Origin of the sequence: Acrocarpospora sp. B8E8, assembly GCF_039871605.1 — a bacterium.
Classification (GTDB): domain Bacteria; phylum Actinomycetota; class Actinomycetes; order Streptosporangiales; family Streptosporangiaceae; genus Acrocarpospora; species Acrocarpospora macrocephala.
This window is the reverse complement of the sequence record NZ_JBDPLV010000057.1, coordinates 38,874-54,405: the sequence shown is the minus strand read 5'-3', so window position 1 is coordinate 54,405 and position 15,532 is coordinate 38,874. Positions and strand designations below refer to the sequence as shown.

The 15,532-nt window shown below is 69.8% G+C and carries 15 protein-coding genes and 1 pseudogene; 4 read left to right on the top strand and 12 right to left on the bottom strand.

Annotation, left to right across the window (positions count from 1 at the left end):
• Nucleotides 1–38: 38 nt before the first annotated feature.
• On the top strand, nucleotides 39–1,400 hold the full coding sequence (locus tag ABGB08_RS39635) for an FAD-dependent monooxygenase (protein ID WP_347601511.1): 1,362 nt from the start codon (nucleotides 39–41) through the stop codon (nucleotides 1,398–1,400).
• 6 nt (nucleotides 1,401–1,406) lie between these two features.
• Here the strand turns inward: ABGB08_RS39635 and ABGB08_RS39630 are convergent, their stop codons facing one another.
• The 11 genes and pseudogenes from ABGB08_RS39630 to ABGB08_RS39580 form a co-directional block, all read right to left on the bottom strand.
• Nucleotides 1,407–1,706 carry an alpha/beta hydrolase gene (locus tag ABGB08_RS39630; RefSeq protein WP_347601509.1) on the bottom strand — a complete coding sequence of 100 codons (300 nt, stop codon included), beginning with the start codon at nucleotides 1,704–1,706 and terminating at the stop codon, nucleotides 1,407–1,409.
• A 92-nt stretch (nucleotides 1,707–1,798) separates the two neighbouring features.
• Nucleotides 1,799–2,695, bottom strand: a complete 897-nt coding sequence (locus ABGB08_RS39625) for an alpha/beta hydrolase (protein WP_347601507.1) — start codon at nucleotides 2,693–2,695, stop codon at nucleotides 1,799–1,801.
• Nucleotides 2,696–3,024: 329 nt separating this feature from the next.
• Complete coding sequence (locus ABGB08_RS39620) at nucleotides 3,025–3,522, bottom strand: DUF389 domain-containing protein (RefSeq protein ID WP_347601553.1); 498 nt, start codon at nucleotides 3,520–3,522, stop codon at nucleotides 3,025–3,027.
• Between the two features lie 304 nt (nucleotides 3,523–3,826).
• Nucleotides 3,827–4,180, bottom strand: coding sequence for a potassium transporter TrkG (locus ABGB08_RS39615; RefSeq protein WP_347601505.1), 354 nt, complete (start codon nucleotides 4,178–4,180; stop codon nucleotides 3,827–3,829).
• Between the two features lie 16 nt (nucleotides 4,181–4,196).
• Nucleotides 4,197–4,562, bottom strand: a complete 366-nt coding sequence (locus ABGB08_RS39610; protein WP_347601503.1) for a potassium transporter TrkG — start codon at nucleotides 4,560–4,562, stop codon at nucleotides 4,197–4,199.
• Nucleotides 4,563–4,998: 436 nt separating this feature from the next.
• Nucleotides 4,999–5,778: an ABC transporter permease gene (locus ABGB08_RS39605; RefSeq protein ID WP_347601501.1), complete on the bottom strand. Its 780-nt coding sequence runs from the start codon at nucleotides 5,776–5,778 to the stop codon at nucleotides 4,999–5,001.
• Nucleotides 5,771–6,697 carry an ABC transporter ATP-binding protein gene (locus ABGB08_RS39600; RefSeq protein ID WP_347601499.1) on the bottom strand — a complete coding sequence of 309 codons (927 nt, stop codon included), beginning with the start codon at nucleotides 6,695–6,697 and terminating at the stop codon, nucleotides 5,771–5,773. The genes ABGB08_RS39605 and ABGB08_RS39600 overlap by 8 nt, the downstream gene beginning before the upstream one ends.
• Before the next feature lie 109 nt (nucleotides 6,698–6,806).
• A complete protein-coding gene (locus ABGB08_RS39595) occupies nucleotides 6,807–7,634 on the bottom strand; it encodes an alpha/beta hydrolase (RefSeq protein ID WP_347601497.1) in 828 nt (275 codons plus the stop codon).
• A 205-nt stretch (nucleotides 7,635–7,839) separates the two neighbouring features.
• A pseudogene (locus tag ABGB08_RS39590) lies at nucleotides 7,840–9,095 on the bottom strand (cation:proton antiporter).
• A gap of 71 nt (nucleotides 9,096–9,166) precedes the next feature.
• Nucleotides 9,167–10,459, bottom strand: a complete 1,293-nt coding sequence (locus ABGB08_RS39585) for an ArsB/NhaD family transporter (protein WP_347601495.1) — start codon at nucleotides 10,457–10,459, stop codon at nucleotides 9,167–9,169.
• On the bottom strand, nucleotides 10,456–10,899 hold the full coding sequence (locus ABGB08_RS39580; RefSeq protein ID WP_347601493.1) for a CBS domain-containing protein: 444 nt from the start codon (nucleotides 10,897–10,899) through the stop codon (nucleotides 10,456–10,458). Before ABGB08_RS39580 ends, ABGB08_RS39585 begins: the two co-directional genes overlap by 4 nt.
• Before the next feature lie 583 nt (nucleotides 10,900–11,482).
• Here ABGB08_RS39580 and nhaA point away from each other — a divergent pair.
• Nucleotides 11,483–12,718, top strand: a complete 1,236-nt coding sequence (gene nhaA, locus ABGB08_RS39575) for a Na+/H+ antiporter NhaA (RefSeq protein ID WP_347601491.1) — start codon at nucleotides 11,483–11,485, stop codon at nucleotides 12,716–12,718.
• A 204-nt stretch (nucleotides 12,719–12,922) separates the two neighbouring features.
• Entirely contained in the window at nucleotides 12,923–13,450 is a 528-nt protein-coding gene (locus ABGB08_RS39570) for a hypothetical protein (RefSeq protein WP_347601489.1), read from the top strand.
• Between the two features lie 222 nt (nucleotides 13,451–13,672).
• Here ABGB08_RS39570 and ABGB08_RS39565 read toward each other — a convergent pair whose 3' ends face one another.
• Nucleotides 13,673–14,269: a helix-turn-helix domain-containing protein gene (locus tag ABGB08_RS39565; protein ID WP_347601487.1), complete on the bottom strand. Its 597-nt coding sequence runs from the start codon at nucleotides 14,267–14,269 to the stop codon at nucleotides 13,673–13,675.
• A gap of 88 nt (nucleotides 14,270–14,357) precedes the next feature.
• Between ABGB08_RS39565 and ABGB08_RS39560 the strand changes: the two genes are divergently transcribed.
• Nucleotides 14,358–15,527, top strand: a complete 1,170-nt coding sequence (locus ABGB08_RS39560) for a cytochrome P450 (RefSeq protein ID WP_347601485.1) — start codon at nucleotides 14,358–14,360, stop codon at nucleotides 15,525–15,527.
• Nucleotides 15,528–15,532: the final 5 nt, after the last annotated feature.

Below are 15,532 nucleotides of genomic sequence, written 5' to 3'. Positions count from 1 at the left end.
CGGAGTCGGCCCGGGTGTGAACCGGAAAGGCGGGCAGGGTGAGCAGGCGTGAGGGCAGCAGCGCGATAGTCATCGGTGCGGGTATGGCCGGTCTGGTGACCGCTCGGGTCTTGAGTGACCATGTCGACCGGGTGCGGATCTTGGAGCGGGATCACCTGCCCGAGGACGCGATCCCGCGTAGCGGTGTCCCACAGGGACGCCGCGCCCATGTCTTGCTGACTGCCGGTCAGCGGGTGCTGGATGGCTGGTTTCCGGGCCTTGCCGACGAGCTGCGGGCAGGGGGTGCGGTTGCCTTCGACACCGACGGGCTGGTGTGGCACCAAGGGGGCGCCTCCTGGACAGCGTCCGATCTCGGCGTCTGCGCCTTGTCCATGAGCAGGCCCCTGCTTGAGACAACAGTCCGCAGGCGGTTACTGCGGCAACGGCCCAACGTGTCGGTCGCCGACGATACAGCGGTGGACGGCCTGGTTCTTGAGGATGGCCGGGTGGTCGGTGTTCAGGTCGACGGCGTGCAGCACCGGGCCGACCTGGTGGTGGCGTGCTCCGGCCGCCATACCCGTTTCCTGGACCTGCTGGCCGAAAGGGGGTTTCCGGCACCCGAGGTGTCGGCTATCGGCATCGATCTGGCCTGCGGCACGCGGGTGGTGCCGCGACAGCCGGACGACCTCACCCGCGCCGTTGCCGTCGAGGTCGACGACCCGGCCCAGGGCCGCCGCATGGGCCGTATGGTGCCGGCGGAGGGCAACCGATGGATCATCACGCTCGGCTCCTTCCACGACGACGCACCGCCGATCGAGCTGGCCGCGTACGAGGACTTCGCCCGTTGCCTGGCGTCGCCGCTGATCGCCGACGTCCTGGCCCGGACCGAGGTGCTGACACCGGTATTGACCTATCGGATGCCCACCAGCCGGCGCCGCCACGTGGAACGGCTGGACCGGACTCCGGCGGGATTCCTGGTGCTCGGCGATGCCATCTGCAGCCTCAACCCCGTCCACGCGCAGGGGATGTCGTCGGCGGTTCTGCAGGCCCAGGCCCTGGGCCGGGCCATCGCCCGCCATGGCCTAACCTCGCCGCAGCTGGCCCGTGCCTTCTACCGGCAGGCGGCCAAGGTGGTCGACGCGCCGTGGAGGCTTGCCGCTGCGGCCGACTTCGCCCACCCTTGCACCAGCGGCCCCGAATCGGTGGGCACCGGCCTCGTCAACCGCTACCTCGACATGGTGTTGCGGGCCTGTCGCACCTCGATCCCGGTGGCCCGCCAGACGCTGCGGGTGCAGAACCTACTCGCCCGCCCCGCATCGCTGATGACCCCGGTCATGGTTTTGAGGGTCCTGCTGGCCGCCCGCCGCTTCTCAGTGGCGGCGAATCCCGCGGGTCATGAAGTCGGCAACCCGGTCGGGTAGCCGGATTCATTCGGTCAGAAAGGCGTCGATGCGGGTAAGGAATTCGACCCAGGCCGGTTCGGACGAGGTGAGCAGGTGGTTGCGGCTGTCGAGCAGGACCAGCCGGCTGTCGGGGATGAGGGCGGCCAACTCGTTGGCCTGTGAAGCCGGGACGCGCTCGTCGTCGCGGGAGTGCAGGATCAGCGTCGGGCAGGTGACCCGTGGGCGATGGCGGACACGTCGATCCGGGCGAACTCCTCCAGGAACCGGACTCCGTTGGCCGGTGACGTCGTCCGCTGTTTGATCGGCCGTGACGGTACGGGGCACCGCTATCGTCAGCTTCCGGCCGAATGCCCGGTATGAGAACGATGTCGTGGGGCGCGACGAGCTGTGGATCTGAACTGATGTCCGTGCGCGGCTCACCCACGGCCGGGCTCCTCCTCTGCCAGGAAGGCGTCCAGCTCGTCCAGAAACCGGGGCCAAGCCGGTTCGTCGGCCGTCAGCAGATGGTTGCGGCCCTCGAGCAGGACCAGCTGGCTGTCGGCAATGAGCTGGGCCAGTTCCGTCGCCTGCGAGACGGGAACGCGTGGATCGTCGCGGGAATGAACGATCAGCGTCGGGCAGGAGACCCGGCCGGCGAGATCGGAGACATCGAGGCGGGACTGCTCCTCCAAGAACCAGGCCCCGTTGGCCGACGAGACCGACCGCTTCTGGAAGCTGGTGAACTCATCCCATCGCTGCGGCGGACTTCCGGCGAGGAACTGGGAGCCGAAGAACCGCTGATAGCTGTTGTCCTGGGCGTGCCACCCGGCCAGGGTGAGTTTGAGGTCGAGGTCCGCCTCGTCGAGCTCGGCGGCGTCGCGCGCCCGGGCGATCCGGCCGCGGGCATAGGCCGCGTTCAGGACCAGCCGGCTGACCCGTTCGGGCCGGCGCGCGGCGTACGCCACCGCCAGCGGGCCGCCCTGGGAGACGCCGAGCAGGGGGAAGCGATCGAGCCCTGCCGCGTCGGCCACGGCGTCCAGGTCCTCGATCCACTCCTCCAGGGTGAAGCCCATCGTCCAGTCGGACAGGCCGTAGCCCCGCTCGTCGTAGCGGATCAGCCGCCGGCCACGGGTCAGGCCCTCGAACCAGTGGGTGAACATGGGCATGGTGCGTTCCAGGTCCATCTGGCTCAGCCAATTGGCGGTCCTGACCAGGGGAGGCCCGGCGCCGGTGACAGCCCAGGCGACGCGCACGCCGTCCGCCGTCCGGCAGAACCGGATGGTGTCGCGGGCCCCCGTGGTCATCCCGACCGCGGCGATCGGTTCTACGAACATCACCCTCGCCCACGCCGATCCTCGCCCTGGCCGAGCAGATGGTGACCCCGATCTGGTCGCGTGTATCCGGTGGCTGCCGACTCGCCCGCGACACCGTAGCCGCCATCCAGCGCATGGGATTCACCATCGAGCGCCTCGATCGTTTCCCTTCCACCACCTCACCCACGCCCTGGGGATCGCCAAGCCCGAGTAGCCTCCGGCATGGATGAGACAAGCCCAAGGCGGAAGGGTCATAGATCCCGCTAGACCGGTCGTACCCTTCGACAGCAGCGACCCGTGAGCTGGTCGAGCGCCCCTCACGCGGGGAACCGCCGGGCACCTCGGCCCCCTCAGCTCTTAAGAGGAGGTTGGGCGTGCCGTGCTTGTTCCCGGTGGGTCAGTGGGGCCGACAGGCCGTACCGGGACCAGAGCAGGCGTTGGAGGAGCAGGGTCAGCGTGTCGGCCAGGATCATGCCGGTGATGTTGACGGCCAGGTGGAGGGCGGAGCCGCCGACGTCTTCCCAGGTGCCCAGGGCCAGCGCGAGAGAGGCGTAACCGGCGGCCGGGACCCTGGTGACCGAGATGAAGACGCCGACCAGGGCCGAAGACATGCCCGCAGTGATCGACAGCACCCCGGCGGCGCCCGCGAGCAGGGCGACGATGAACGACCATTTATCGGGTTTGACGATGAACTTGACCTCTCGGTGACCGGTGAGCACGCCCGCGTCGATCCAGCCCAGCCGGCTCGATACCAGGGCGCAGGCGAAAGTGATCGCGATCGCGGTGCCGAACCCGATCGCCGGGGCCCGGACCGCCTTGCCGATCAGCGCGGGACGGTGGCGCAGCAGGCCGAAGCAAATGGGGTGCCGGCAAGAACGCTGCCGTGAGGCCCAACCGGGATGATCGTGCTGGTGGCTGCTGCGCGCCCGTTACATTTCGTCGCCGACCAAGACTTCGCGGACCTGCGCCGCTACTGGACGCGCCGGGAAACCCGCCGGAAGCCGATCCGGGGCCTCTTGAGCCGGATGCCGGATCTTGTGGGCGGTTATGTTCCGCTCCGCTGCCGGTCGACCACCGATTCCAGCACGGCGACCGTGCTCGCGGCCCCATCCTCCTCGCGTACGGCGGCGGCCAGTTGCCTGGCGCGCTCGTTCATGACGTCGTCGGTGACGGCCTGGCCGATGGCCTCGGCCAGTGCAGGGGCCGCCGCCAGCCACGCAGCAGTTCGAACACCACCGGGAAGCCCAGGCCTCCGGCGATGACCGCGGCGGCGATGGTCAGGCAGATCCACGGATCGGTGACGAACCGCATCAGGTTGTCCGGCCACAGCGCGAAACCGGCGTTGTTGAAGGCCGAGACCGCGTGAAAGATTCCCAGGTAGATCGCCCGCCCGGGCGGCTGGCCGTAGGCGAGCATGAACCGCCCCGTCAGCACGAGCGCCGCGGCGGACTCGCAGATCAAACTGAACAGCACGACGTTGCGCACGACGCGGGGCAGGCCGGTCATGGTCGCGGCCTTGGTCTCAGCCTGAGTCGACAACCGCCCGCAGCCCGATGCGTCGGGAGACCATCAGGGTGAGCAGGGTGGCCACCGTCATGATGCCCAGACCGCCGATCTGGATCAGCACCGCGATCAGCACCTCGCCGAACACCGACCAGTGGGCGGCGGTGTCGACCACCACCAGGCCGGTGATGCACACCGCCGAGGTCGCGGTGAACAGCGCCGTCACCCAGCCCACCGGCTCCCCCGAAGCGCTGGCGGCCGGCAGCATGAGCCCGGCCGTCCCGGCCGCCACCACTACGGCGAACCCGGCCACCACCGCCCGCGCCGGATGCCGTAGCAGACCGGACACGCCTATGGTCATGACCACAGTCATGACGGTGGTCATGACCGAGGCCATGCTCCCGCGCCTCATCGCCCCCACCCCGCCCAGGCATCGGCCGGACCGGGCGCACGCGGAGACCGATTTCCACGATTTCCATACCAGTGGTCGACTAATCGGCTCCGCAATCCGCTCCAGGCCATGGCAAACACCGTCCCGGCAAGGTGGAAGAGGGAAAGGGGGAATGGGGTGAGTCCGGCTGGCGGTAACGCCTCGCCTGCTGGGGCGCAGGACCCGAGGCGAGACGATATCGGGCTAATGCCGCGAATAGGTGTTTCTTGACGCGTTCTTGACGCTATCCCCTTTTTCTCCGCGTGTGCCGCAGCGGCCCGGCGTGGATCTGGCGCCCCTGCCGTTCACGGCGCCGTGGCAGGCCCGCCCGCCTGACGCTCCGATGCTCAGTCGCCCCGGCCGGCCAACGCCGGGCACTGGGGTAGGCGGGTCAGCGGGTGTGATCGGCTCGGCGCCACCAGGCGGCCGTAGCGAGGGCGCCGGCTGCAGCGGTGGCCAGCACCAGTGCGAAGCCCAGCGGTCCGGGCTGGTCTTGGCCGGGGCCGGCGAGGCCGGCATACAGGGCGGGGACCGACCAGGGGAAGTAGGCGCCGAAGCCGAGGGCGGCGATCACCTGGGCGGTGAACACGATGACGAACATGACGCCCACGGCCGGCAGGTAGCCGCGACCGAGGCTGGCGGCCAGCGCCAGCGGGGTGGTCAGCAGACTGCTCAGCGCACCCGTGACCACAATCCGGACCAGGCCGTGCACACCCGCGGAGGCCGTCCAGCCGGGCAGGCCGAGCGCCGCGCCGATGAGCAGCCCGAGCACGCACACCCAGGCGGCCAGCAGCAATGCCCACAGAGCGGCGAGGGTGAACTTGGCCGCGACGATGGCGGTGCGGGAAGTGGGCAGGGCGAGCAGATCGGTGGCGGTGCGGTCGCTGAACTCGCGGCCGAACAGCCAGATGGCGGTGATGCCGTACAGGATCAGCCCGCCGACGCCGACGGCCTGGGCCAGCAGGGCCAGATAGCCGGGCCAGTCGGGGCTGGCTCCGGACAGCTGGGCTTTGTCCCCGAGCAGGCCGAGCGCGCGGGCGCGGGCGGGGTCGGTGAGGATGAACATGAACAGCCCGCACACCACGGCGACGAGGGTGAAGGCCAGGGTGGTGAGCCAGGGCAGGCGGCTGCGCCGGATCTTCAGCAGCTCCGACCAGAGTGCCTCACGCATGATCGGCTCCGACGATGCGCAGGAAATAGGTTTCCAGGTCCTCTTCCACCGTCACGAGCCGGGTGGGCGGGACGTCGGCGTGGACCAGGACGGTGGCCACCTGGTCGGGCCGGGTCAGAGCGTGCTCGTCGGTGAGCTGCAGCCCGCCTCCGTCGGCGGGGTGGGGATGGTAGCCGTGGGCGCGCAGCGCGTGGTCGGCGGCGGTGTCGTCGCGGGTGGTCAGGTGGAGGTGGCGGTGCCGCTGCCGGTCCAGCTGGTCGGCGTGGTGCTCGGCGCGCAGGCGGCCGTGGTGGAGGATGCCGATGCGGGTGGCCAGGCGGGCGACCTCGGCCAGCAGGTGGCTGGACAGCAGCACGGTGGTGCCGTGCTGGTGGGCCAGGCCGGCGAGCAGGGTGCGGATCTCCACGACGCCGGCGGGGTCCAGGCCGTTGACGGGTTCGTCGAGGATGAGCAGGTCGGGGATGTGGATGAGGGCTTTGGCCAGGGCCAGGCGTTGCAGGTTGCCCAGGGACAGGGTGCGGGCCCGGCGGTCGGCGTAGGGGGTCAGGGCCAGCTGGTCGATGACGTCCGCTACGCCTGTGACGTTTGCGGTCACGCCCGGCAGGCGGCGCAGCCGACGCACGAGCTCGAGGTTCTCGCGCACGGTCAGCTCGGGGTAGGCGGCGGGCGCTTCGACGAGATAGCCGACCCGAGCCCAGGCCGAGCGGTCGCCGGCGGAGACAGCGGCGCCCAGGACGTGTACGGATCCGCGGGTGGGGGCGATCATGCCGAGCAGCATGCGGATGAGCGTCGTCTTGCCGGCGCCGTTGAGGCCCAGCAAGGCGTAGATCTGTCCCGGCTGCACCCGCAGGCTGACCTCGTCGACCGCGGTCACGTCGCGGTAGCGCTTGACGACCCCGTTGACCTCGATGACCGGCATCGCTCCACCGTGTCCGATCTTGACGTTCTGGATAGCTTCCCTGCGGGTGTGCCGGGAAGCCCGGTCGGCGATTGCTGTCACCGGCCAACTGCCGCGCCACGCTACGCGTTCACGTGCCGCAAACGGTGTGGTGATCGGCAAGGAGGAACGCGCGTATCTTTGCGGCGACGGCGGGATAGTCGGAGCCGAACCAGATCATGTGGCTGTCGGCGCGGCTTTCCACCAGTTCGGCCTGTGGGATCGCCGCGGCCAGGGATTGGGCGTGGGCGAAGGGCACCGCGCGGTCGTTGCGGGTGGCGATGATCAGGGTGGGCTGGCTGATGTGGGCGGTGCAGTCGGCCACCGGACGCATGTCGGCGACAAAGCCGCGGCCCGAGCGCATGGAGGCGTACAACTCGGTCAGCGTGGCGCGGTCGGCGGCGCTCAGCTGCGCCAGCACCTGGTCGACGGGAAGAAGGGACAGGTCGCGCGTGAGCAGCCGCAAGGCCGGCCCGGGCGCGAAGCGAATCGCCGTGCGCAGCAGGGCCCAGGTGACGGCTTCGACCCGGGGATGGAACACGATCCGTCCGCCGAGGCGGGTGCGCCGGTCGGGCCAGGGCAGGAAACCGACCGAGCTTTGCAGAATCACCCGCTGCACGAGGTCTGGATGGCGGGCTGCCATGGTCAGCGCGGTGCGTCCGCCGGCGGAGATGCCGACCACCGCGGCGATCTGGTCGATCTCCCGGTCCCGGCACAGGCGAGCGATGGTATCGGCGAAGTCCGTCACCGTGGCCCCCGCGGTCATTGGGGTGCGCCCGTAGCCGGGACGCGAGGGAATCAGCACCCGAAATCCCGCATCGGTGAAGACGTCCTCGCCCAAGGCCAGCTGCGCCCGCACGTGACCGCCGTGGAACACCACCACCGTGCCGGCGCCGTCACCGTGCGTCCGGTACTCCACCGTCCCCGCCCCTACGCGGGCCAGGATCAGATTCCGCTCTCCCGCAGGGGGGAGCCGACGTAAAGATCTGCCCGTTTCGGTCGCGGTAGCCTCTGTGGTCCCGTCTGCGCGGTGCTGTCGCGGGGAACCGGTCATCTGCGCCTCCGGAGCTGATCGTCGTGTCAGACCTTTGCCGACCAGGCTTCCCGGCGCACCGCCGTTGACGTTACTCCCGGCTGGCAGGCGGCGCCAGCCCTTGCCGGGCGCGATCGCGCAGCCGTCTGGCCGCGCCGTGCCAGGCGGGAATGTCGCGCTCGTCGCTGATATCGGGATCGAACCAGCGGGCGACCACGATGTCGGTGGAGGAATGCAGCAGGATCGATAAGACGATGGTGACCGCGACGAGCTGGAAGACGCCGGGGGCGGCAGCGATGCCCGAGCCGAGCACCAGCAGCCCGTAGACGACCGAGGCGAACCCCTTGGGCCCGAACCAGGCCACCGCCGCCTGTTCCCGCACCGTCAGCCCGGACCGCAGGAAGGAGATCCAGATGGCCACGGGCCTGGCCAGGACCAGGGACAGCACGGCGAACAGCCAGCCGCGCCAACCCACCGACCCCAGCAGCGGGAGGCTGATGAGGGCGCCGAAGACCAGCAGCGCGGCCAGTTTGAACAACTCGGCGATCAGCTCGCCGAAATGCTCGAAGGATTCGCGCTGCCGTTCGCCGAAGGTGGCCACGGTGATCCCGGCCGAGAACGCGGCCAAGAACAGGTTGCCGTGGGTGGCCTTGCCCAGGGCGAGCACGAGCAGCCCGATGGCCAGCGCGTTGAGCGGCTCGTATTGGGTGGAGGCGGAAAACCAGCGGGTCTGCTCCAGTTTGATCGCCAGCCACGGGACCGCCACCCCGATCACGATCCCAAGGCCAGTTCCAGGCCCAGCTCCCCCAGATGCAGATCCTCCGATCCGGCCGCGATCGCCAGGAACAGCACCACGAACGGCAGCGCCAGCCCGTCGTTGACGCCCGATTCGACGTTGAGCAGCTGGCGCAGCCGTGGCGGCACCTTGTCGTTGCCGGCCAGGGCCGCGGCGAACACCGGATCGGTCGGCGCGAGGATCGCCCCGACCAGCAGCGCCCGCGCCCACGCCAGCCCGACCAGGTAATGCGCGCCCGCGGCCGTGATCAGCAGGGTGAGCGGCAGGCCCCACCCCAGGGCGCGGCCCGGCAGCCGTCAGGCCGCGCGCAGCTCGCGCCAGCCCACGCGCATGCCGTCGGTGAACAGGACAGCGAACAGGGCCAGCTCGGCCAGCGTGGCGACGATCTCGTCGCCGGGGGTGAGCGAGACCAGGCCCAGCGCGCCGTCGCCCACGACGAATCCGGCCAGCAGGAACAGCGCCGCGGTGGACAGGATCGTGCGATTGGCCAGGCTGGAGACCAGCACCGCCAGCAGCAGCACCACGGCGAAGATCAGGAGGAGATCGCCCATCAGCTCAGCCGCACGTTCGGGTCAGCGGTCACGGAGGATGCCTTTCGATCAGGACAGTAAGCGCGGCGGCATCAGGCGAGGTAGCGCAGCCACAGGTACGGGGTGACCAACGCCACGGTGACGAGGGTGACGATCAGGCCGTACTTGGTGAATTCCCAGAAGCTGATCGGCTGCCGGTGGCGGGCGGCGATGCCCAGGACGACCACGTTGGCCGCCGCGCCGACGGCGGTGGCGTTGCCGCCCAGGTCGGCGCCGAAGGCCAGCGCCCACCACAGCACCTGCGCGTGCTCGCCCCCGCCGCCTGCCTGCACCAGGTCGGCCACGATGGGGCTCATCGTCGCCACGTACGGGATGTTGTCCACGATCGCCGACAACCCGGCCGAGGCCCACAGCAGCACCATCGTGGTCAGGCCGAGCCGCCCTTCCGTGGCTTGGACGGCGAGCTGGGAGATCTTTCCGATGACGCCGGTCTCCACCAGGGCGCCGACCATGACGAACAGGCCCATGAAGAAGACCAGCGTCTCCCACTCCACCTCTTCGATGGCCTGCGCGGTGGTCACCTTGGTGGCGGCCACCAGGATGCCCGCGCCCAAAATCGCGACCACGGACGGCTCGTAGTGCAGCACCGGATGGAGCACGAAGGCGGCCATGACCAGCCCGAGCACGCCCAGGCTCTGCCACAGCAGCCTCCGGTCGGCGATCGCCTCGCGTTCATCGAGTTGCATGATCTCGGCCGCGCGGTCGGCATCGTAGAGAAACGCCTTGCGGAACATCACCCTGCACAGGCCCAGGAACACGATCATCAGCAGCACGACCATGGGCGCCATATGGACCAGGAAGTCATTGAAGGACAGGCCGCCCCGGCTGGCGATGATGATGTTGGGCGGATCCCCTACCAGGGTGGCGGCGCCGCCGATATTGGAGGCCATCGCCTCGGCGATCAGAAAGGGCACCACCGGCAGCGCCAGCCGCGCGCACACCAGGAACGTCACCGGCGCGACCAGCAGCACCGTGGTCACGTTGTCCAGCAACGCCGACGCGCCCGCCGTGATCACCACGAGCAACACCATCAGCCGGTACGGCCGCCCGCGCGCCCGCTTGGCCGCCCAGATCGCTAAATACTCAAACACACCGGTGCGTTTGAGGACGCCGACGATGACCATCATGCCCAGCAGCAGGAACACGACGTTCCAGTCGACGCCGCTGTGCTCGGAGAAGAAGGCCGCCCCCGCGTCGGTGGCGTGGATGGCCAGCATGATCCCGGCCCCGCCGAGCGCCGCGGCGACCCGGTGGATGCGCTCGGTGGCGATCAGCGCGTACGCGCCGAGGAAGACCGCCACCGACAGCCAGGCGAGCACGCTCACGCGGAGGTCACCCGGTCCATCAGCACCTGCAGCGTGACCGCCCCCAGCAGGCGGCCGTTCTCCACGACCGCGACCAGCGGACTGTTCGTGCGCGCCATCAGCGCCGCGATCTCCAGCACGGTCGCGTCCGGGTCGGTGACCGGCAGTTCCCGCCGATCGGGTGGCAACGCCTGGCGGACGGTATAACCGCCGATCTCGTCCAAGAATCGGTCGGCGTGGGCTTCGTCGATCACGCGGGCCAGGGCCGGGTCGTCCTGGCAGTAGCGGGGCACGATCAGGCGCAGCACCTGGGTGCCCGCCAGGATGGTTGCCGGCCGCCCGCCGTCCTCCAGGACGATCAGACCGGCCAGTGCCTGTTCGGCCATGAGCCGGGCGGCCTCGCGGACCGGGGTGTCGAGGGTGACGGTCGGGAAGTCGGTGAGCAGATCGCGAGCACGCACGGCGGAGGCTCCCACGGAGTCGGCGACAGAAGCGCCGACCAGACTTCCCGGCTCACCTGCCGACGACCCTATCAACGACCGAAACCAGACAAAAGCCCGACCGGCCGGACCGATCTCCTCCCGGAGCTGGCTGACGTGCCCACCGGAGGATCGCCATGGCGGCCTGGCGCCGGGCTACGGAGTTGGTCGCCGTAACCCGGCTGGGGGCGGGTTGTTAGGCTGACGGTTATCGCAGGCGCACCAGGACGGGGGAGGTCATCACGATGAGCCATGTCCCCATTCCCATTCCCATTCCCATGCCTGGGTCCTTGAGGCCGGTGTGTGGCCCTGCCGTGCGGGGATGGCGCGGCGAGCGTGTAGTGCTGGAGCCGCTGGAGCATCGCCCGATCGGCACAAACGGTTATGTCAGTACATGGGGCGCCCTGGTGAGCGTCTCCCCACCACGGGCCTTCTGAACCCGCTGCTTGAAGCGGGCGCCCGGTTTCCCTTATGCGTCATCCCACGCCGGTGTGTGGCGTGCTGGACGCACGTACTGGACGCAGGGGTGTGACATCCCCCTTCTCGCGCCGTTCCTGGAGTTCTGATGTCTGTTTTCACACCGATGACCGCTACGCTGCGCTCGGACGCGGTCGGCGGCTCCCTGCTGATCGGCGCCGCCGTTGTGGCGCTGATCTGGGCGAACTCGCCTCTGGTCGGCTCCTATGAGGCGTTGCGTTCCTTCACTTTCGGGCCTGCCGCGCTGCACCTGGATCTGCCGGTACAGGCGTGGGCCGCCGAGGGGCTGCTGGCGGTGTTCTTCTTCATCGTCGGCAACGAGCTCAAGCAGGAACTCGTGCACGGCGAACTCCGCGACCCGCGCAGCGCCGCCCTGCCCATCGTCGCCGCTGTGGGCGGTGCGGCGGCTCCGGCCGTGATCTTCGTGGCGTTCAACTTCTCGCGCCCGGAGGCCGTGGGCGGGTGGGGCATCCCGATGGCCACCGACATCGCCTTCGCGGTGGCGGTGCTGGCCGTCGTCGGCCCTCACCTGCCCGCCCCGCTGCGGACCTTCCTGCTGACCCTGGCCATCGTCGACGACCTGTGCGCGGTGATCGTCATCGCCGTCTTCTACGCCTTCGGCCTGTCCTGGCTGGCGCTGGCCGGCGCGGTGATCGGCCTGATGGTGTTCGGCTACCTGCAAAACGGGCGCGGAGCCCTGGCGGGCCGGGTGCGGGCCGCGGTGCCGGGCTGGCTGCTGTTCGGGCCCTTGGCGGCGGCGATCTGGGCGCTGATGCACGCCTCGGGGATCCACGCCACCATCGCCGGGATCGCGATGGGCCTGCTGATGCCCACCAGCGCCCGCCCCGGTGAACGACTCAGCCCCTCCCACCGCGCCGAACAGGTGCTGCGCCCCCTCTCGGCCGGGCTGGTGCTCCCGGTGTTCGCGCTGATGTCCGCCGGAGTCGCGTTGAGCGGCACCGGCGGGGTGTGGTCCAGCACGATCACCTGGGGCATCGTGGCCGGGCTGATCGGCGGCAAGTTCCTGGGCATCTTCGGCGCCGCCTACCTGACCGCCCGCTTCACCCGCGCCCGCCTCAACCCGCGGCTGGGCTGGGCCGACATCGCCGGCGTCGGCGTGCTGGGCGGGATCGGCTTCACCATCTCGCTGCTGATCGCCGAACTGTCCTACCCCGGCCCTGCGCACCTGACCGCCGCCAAGACCGCGATCCTGCTGGCCTCCGCCATCGCTTCCCTGCTGGCGGCTCTCTTGCTGGGTGTCCGCAGCCGCCACCACCGGCTCACCTCCGCGCCTACGACTACTACGACTCCTGCCCGCAGGTGAACCGCAGCGAGGCGTCTTCGGGTCAGACAACCTCCTCTCCGAGGCGAGCGTGGACCTGGCATACCGCCGCTCCGCAGGTGGCGCCCGCCGGTCGTGCCGCCCCTTGATAGGTTCGGGGTGGTGCGCCGGGAAGTCTGGTCGGCAGGGAATGCACGTCGATCATCCGGAGGTGCAGATGTGGTCTTCTTGTTTGCGGCCGCTGTCATGAGCGCCGCTCCGATCCTTGCTCGCTGGGTCCGGTACGCCCTGTACGCCACCGTATTGGCCGCCTTCATCGTTGGTCAGTTCACCTACACCGACGCCGCCGAGCAGGCCCGGCGCGAAACCACGCAGCGGGTCAGCGTCATGGCCACGCTGATCGAGCCGATTCCCGTCAGCGCCGCCGGTGGCCAGATCCACACCAATTCCGCCCGGGTGTTCCGGGCCCAGTGGACCACGCCAGACCACGCCGAGCACAGCGGGCCGGTGACGGCACCGATCGCCGCCGAGGCAGGCACCCTCATCCAGGTGTGGGTAGAGCGCGAGAGCGGCTCGATCACCGAAGCTCCGGCATCCTCACAGGACGCGGCCACCCGGACCGGCTGGGCCGTACTGCTGACGGTGCTCGGCGGCGCCACGCTCATCGTTGCGGCCAGGCGCCTGACGGTGATCTGGGGCAGCCACAGCCAAGCTCGCACGCTTGAATCGGACTGGCGCCGGATCGCGGCAAAGTGGCGACGCCGGTACCTCTGACTGAGGGTGCTCAGGGGGTTTCTGGCTCTCAGAAACCCCCCCTTTCCCAGAGCAAGACCAAGAAGAGGCGCTGGCAAGAACGCTGTCATACGCCCCAAAAACTAAATTGATCTTGTTCATGGCGCCTGGATTGTTGGTGCTGCACCATCACACCGCGCGCTCGGATGCACATCTACGGTCGAGCAGCGACCGAGGACCGTGGGGTGGATCGCCCGCCGTTCATCACATTTCTGCAGGGTGTGTGCCGGTCTGGGCGGCTGCGATGGCGCCGCCGATGACCGCGCTGATGCGGCCGGGGGCCTGTTCGGGGTCGGGCTGGCCGGCGTTGAGCCAGGCGATGACCGCCTCGATGGTCAGTGTGGGGATCAGCTGGGAGGCCCAGTCCAGCCAAGGTCCGGCCGGGATGAGTTTGGCGAGGTTGCGGCGGGTGATCTCGGCTGAGGCGGCGGTGATCGAGTCGATCAGGTCGCGGAATTCGGGTTCGCGGGCGGCGTGGTGGAACAGCAGCCGGAAGCCGTCGGGGTCGGCGGTGGCAGCGCGCAGCAGTGCGGGGAGTGCGGTGTCGTCGTAGTCGTCCAGGCCGGTGGCCTCGGCCAGGCGCAGGCAGGCCCGGTCGAGTACCGCGCGGTACAGGTCGGCTTTGGAGTCGAAGTGCCGGTACAGCATGGCGCGGGTGAGGCCGGCCTCGGCGGCGACCTCGTCCAGGCCGGTGGCGGCGTATCCGGCCCGGGCGAAGGCGCGGGTGGCGGCGTCCAGGATCTGCTCGCGCCGTTCGGTGCGCCGCATCCGGCGCGCCGGGGCCTGGGGGGTTCCGGTCACCGCTCACCTCCTCTTGTATACGCCGGAGTCTACAAGTAACTTAGTAGACATTCGAGTGTATAAACATGTGTGTACAAGGAGGGTTGCCATGCAACTGCCGTTCGAGCAGCCGGACCCGATGCGCCCCGCCCCGCTGCTGCGCCGGCTCCAGAGCCAGGGCCCGATCCACGCCATCCGCACCGCCGTCGGAGATCCGGCCTGGCTGGTGACCGACTACGCACAGGTGCGGGCGCTGCTGGACGATGACCGGCTCGGCCGCGCCCACCGCGAGCCGGAACGCGCCTCGCGCACGGGGGAGTCGGCGCTGTTCGGCGGGCCGCTGGGCGAGTTCGGCACCGAGCAGGCCGACCATCGGCGGATGCGTGCCCTGCTGCAGCCGCACTTCTCGCCCAAGCGCATGCGTGCGCTGCGTGCTCGTGTCGAGACCCTCACCGCGAATCTGCTGGATGAGCTGGCCACCGCCGGGCCGCCCGCCGACCTGCACGCCGCGCTGGCGTTGCCGCTGCCGATCGCGGTCATCTGCGAACTGCTCGGCGTCCCGTACGAAGACCGCGCCCAGTTCCGGGCCTGGACCCAGGCCGCCGCCGACATCACCGACCGCGCCCACTCCGAGCAGGGCCTGGCCGAACTGTTCACCTACGGTCAGAAACTCGTGGCCCGCAAACGGGCCGACGGTGACCCGGACGCCGACGTGATCTCCCGCCTGGCGGGCACCGACGGGGTCAGCGACGACGAGGCCGCCGCGCTGGGCATGTTGCTGCTGTTCGCCGGACATGAGACCACGGTGGCCGCGATCGGTGAGGGCGCGCTGTGGCTGCTGTCCACCCCCCGCCAATGGCAGAGGCTGGTGGAGGATCCGTCCCGTATCGAGGCGGCCGTGGAGGAGATCCTGCGCGCCCCCGGCCTGGGCGGCGGCGGCATCCCCCGCTACGCCCGCACCGACCTGGACATCGCCGGCGCGCAGGTACGGGAGGGCGATCTGGTGCTGCTGGACACCGGCGCGGCCAACCACGACCCGGCCGTGTATTCCGACCCCGACCAGTTCGATCTCAATCGGACGGCCGTGCCGCATCTGACCTTCGGTCACGGCGCCCGCTACTGCCTCGGCGCGCCCCTGGCCCGCATCGAGCTGCGGGCGGTCTTCTCCCAGCTTGTCGCCCGCTTCCCCACCTTGACACTCGGGTGCACGGTGGAGGAGCTGACCTTCAACCCGAACGTGCTGACCGGCCGGCTGACCGCGCTGCCCGTCGCCTGGTGAGCGCG

What these genes read in the sequence shown, in the direction of transcription:
- ABGB08_RS39625 (WP_347601507.1), bottom strand. Translation starts at nt 2,695, where the DNA reads ATGTTCGTAGAACCGATCGCCGCGGTCGGGATGACCACGGGGGCCCGC.
- ABGB08_RS39615 (WP_347601505.1), bottom strand. Translation starts at nt 4,180, where the DNA reads ATGACCGGCCTGCCCCGCGTCGTGCGCAACGTCGTGCTGTTCAGTTTG.
- ABGB08_RS39610 (WP_347601503.1), bottom strand. Translation starts at nt 4,562, where the DNA reads ATGACCACCGTCATGACTGTGGTCATGACCATAGGCGTGTCCGGTCTG.
- ABGB08_RS39605 (WP_347601501.1), bottom strand. Translation starts at nt 5,778, where the DNA reads ATGCGTGAGGCACTCTGGTCGGAGCTGCTGAAGATCCGGCGCAGCCGC.
- ABGB08_RS39600 (WP_347601499.1), bottom strand. Translation starts at nt 6,697, where the DNA reads ATGCCGGTCATCGAGGTCAACGGGGTCGTCAAGCGCTACCGCGACGTG.
- nhaA (WP_347601491.1), top strand. Translation starts at nt 11,483, where the DNA reads ATGTCTGTTTTCACACCGATGACCGCTACGCTGCGCTCGGACGCGGTC.
- ABGB08_RS39570 (WP_347601489.1), top strand. Translation starts at nt 12,923, where the DNA reads ATGAGCGCCGCTCCGATCCTTGCTCGCTGGGTCCGGTACGCCCTGTAC.
- ABGB08_RS39560 (WP_347601485.1), top strand. Translation starts at nt 14,358, where the DNA reads ATGCAACTGCCGTTCGAGCAGCCGGACCCGATGCGCCCCGCCCCGCTG.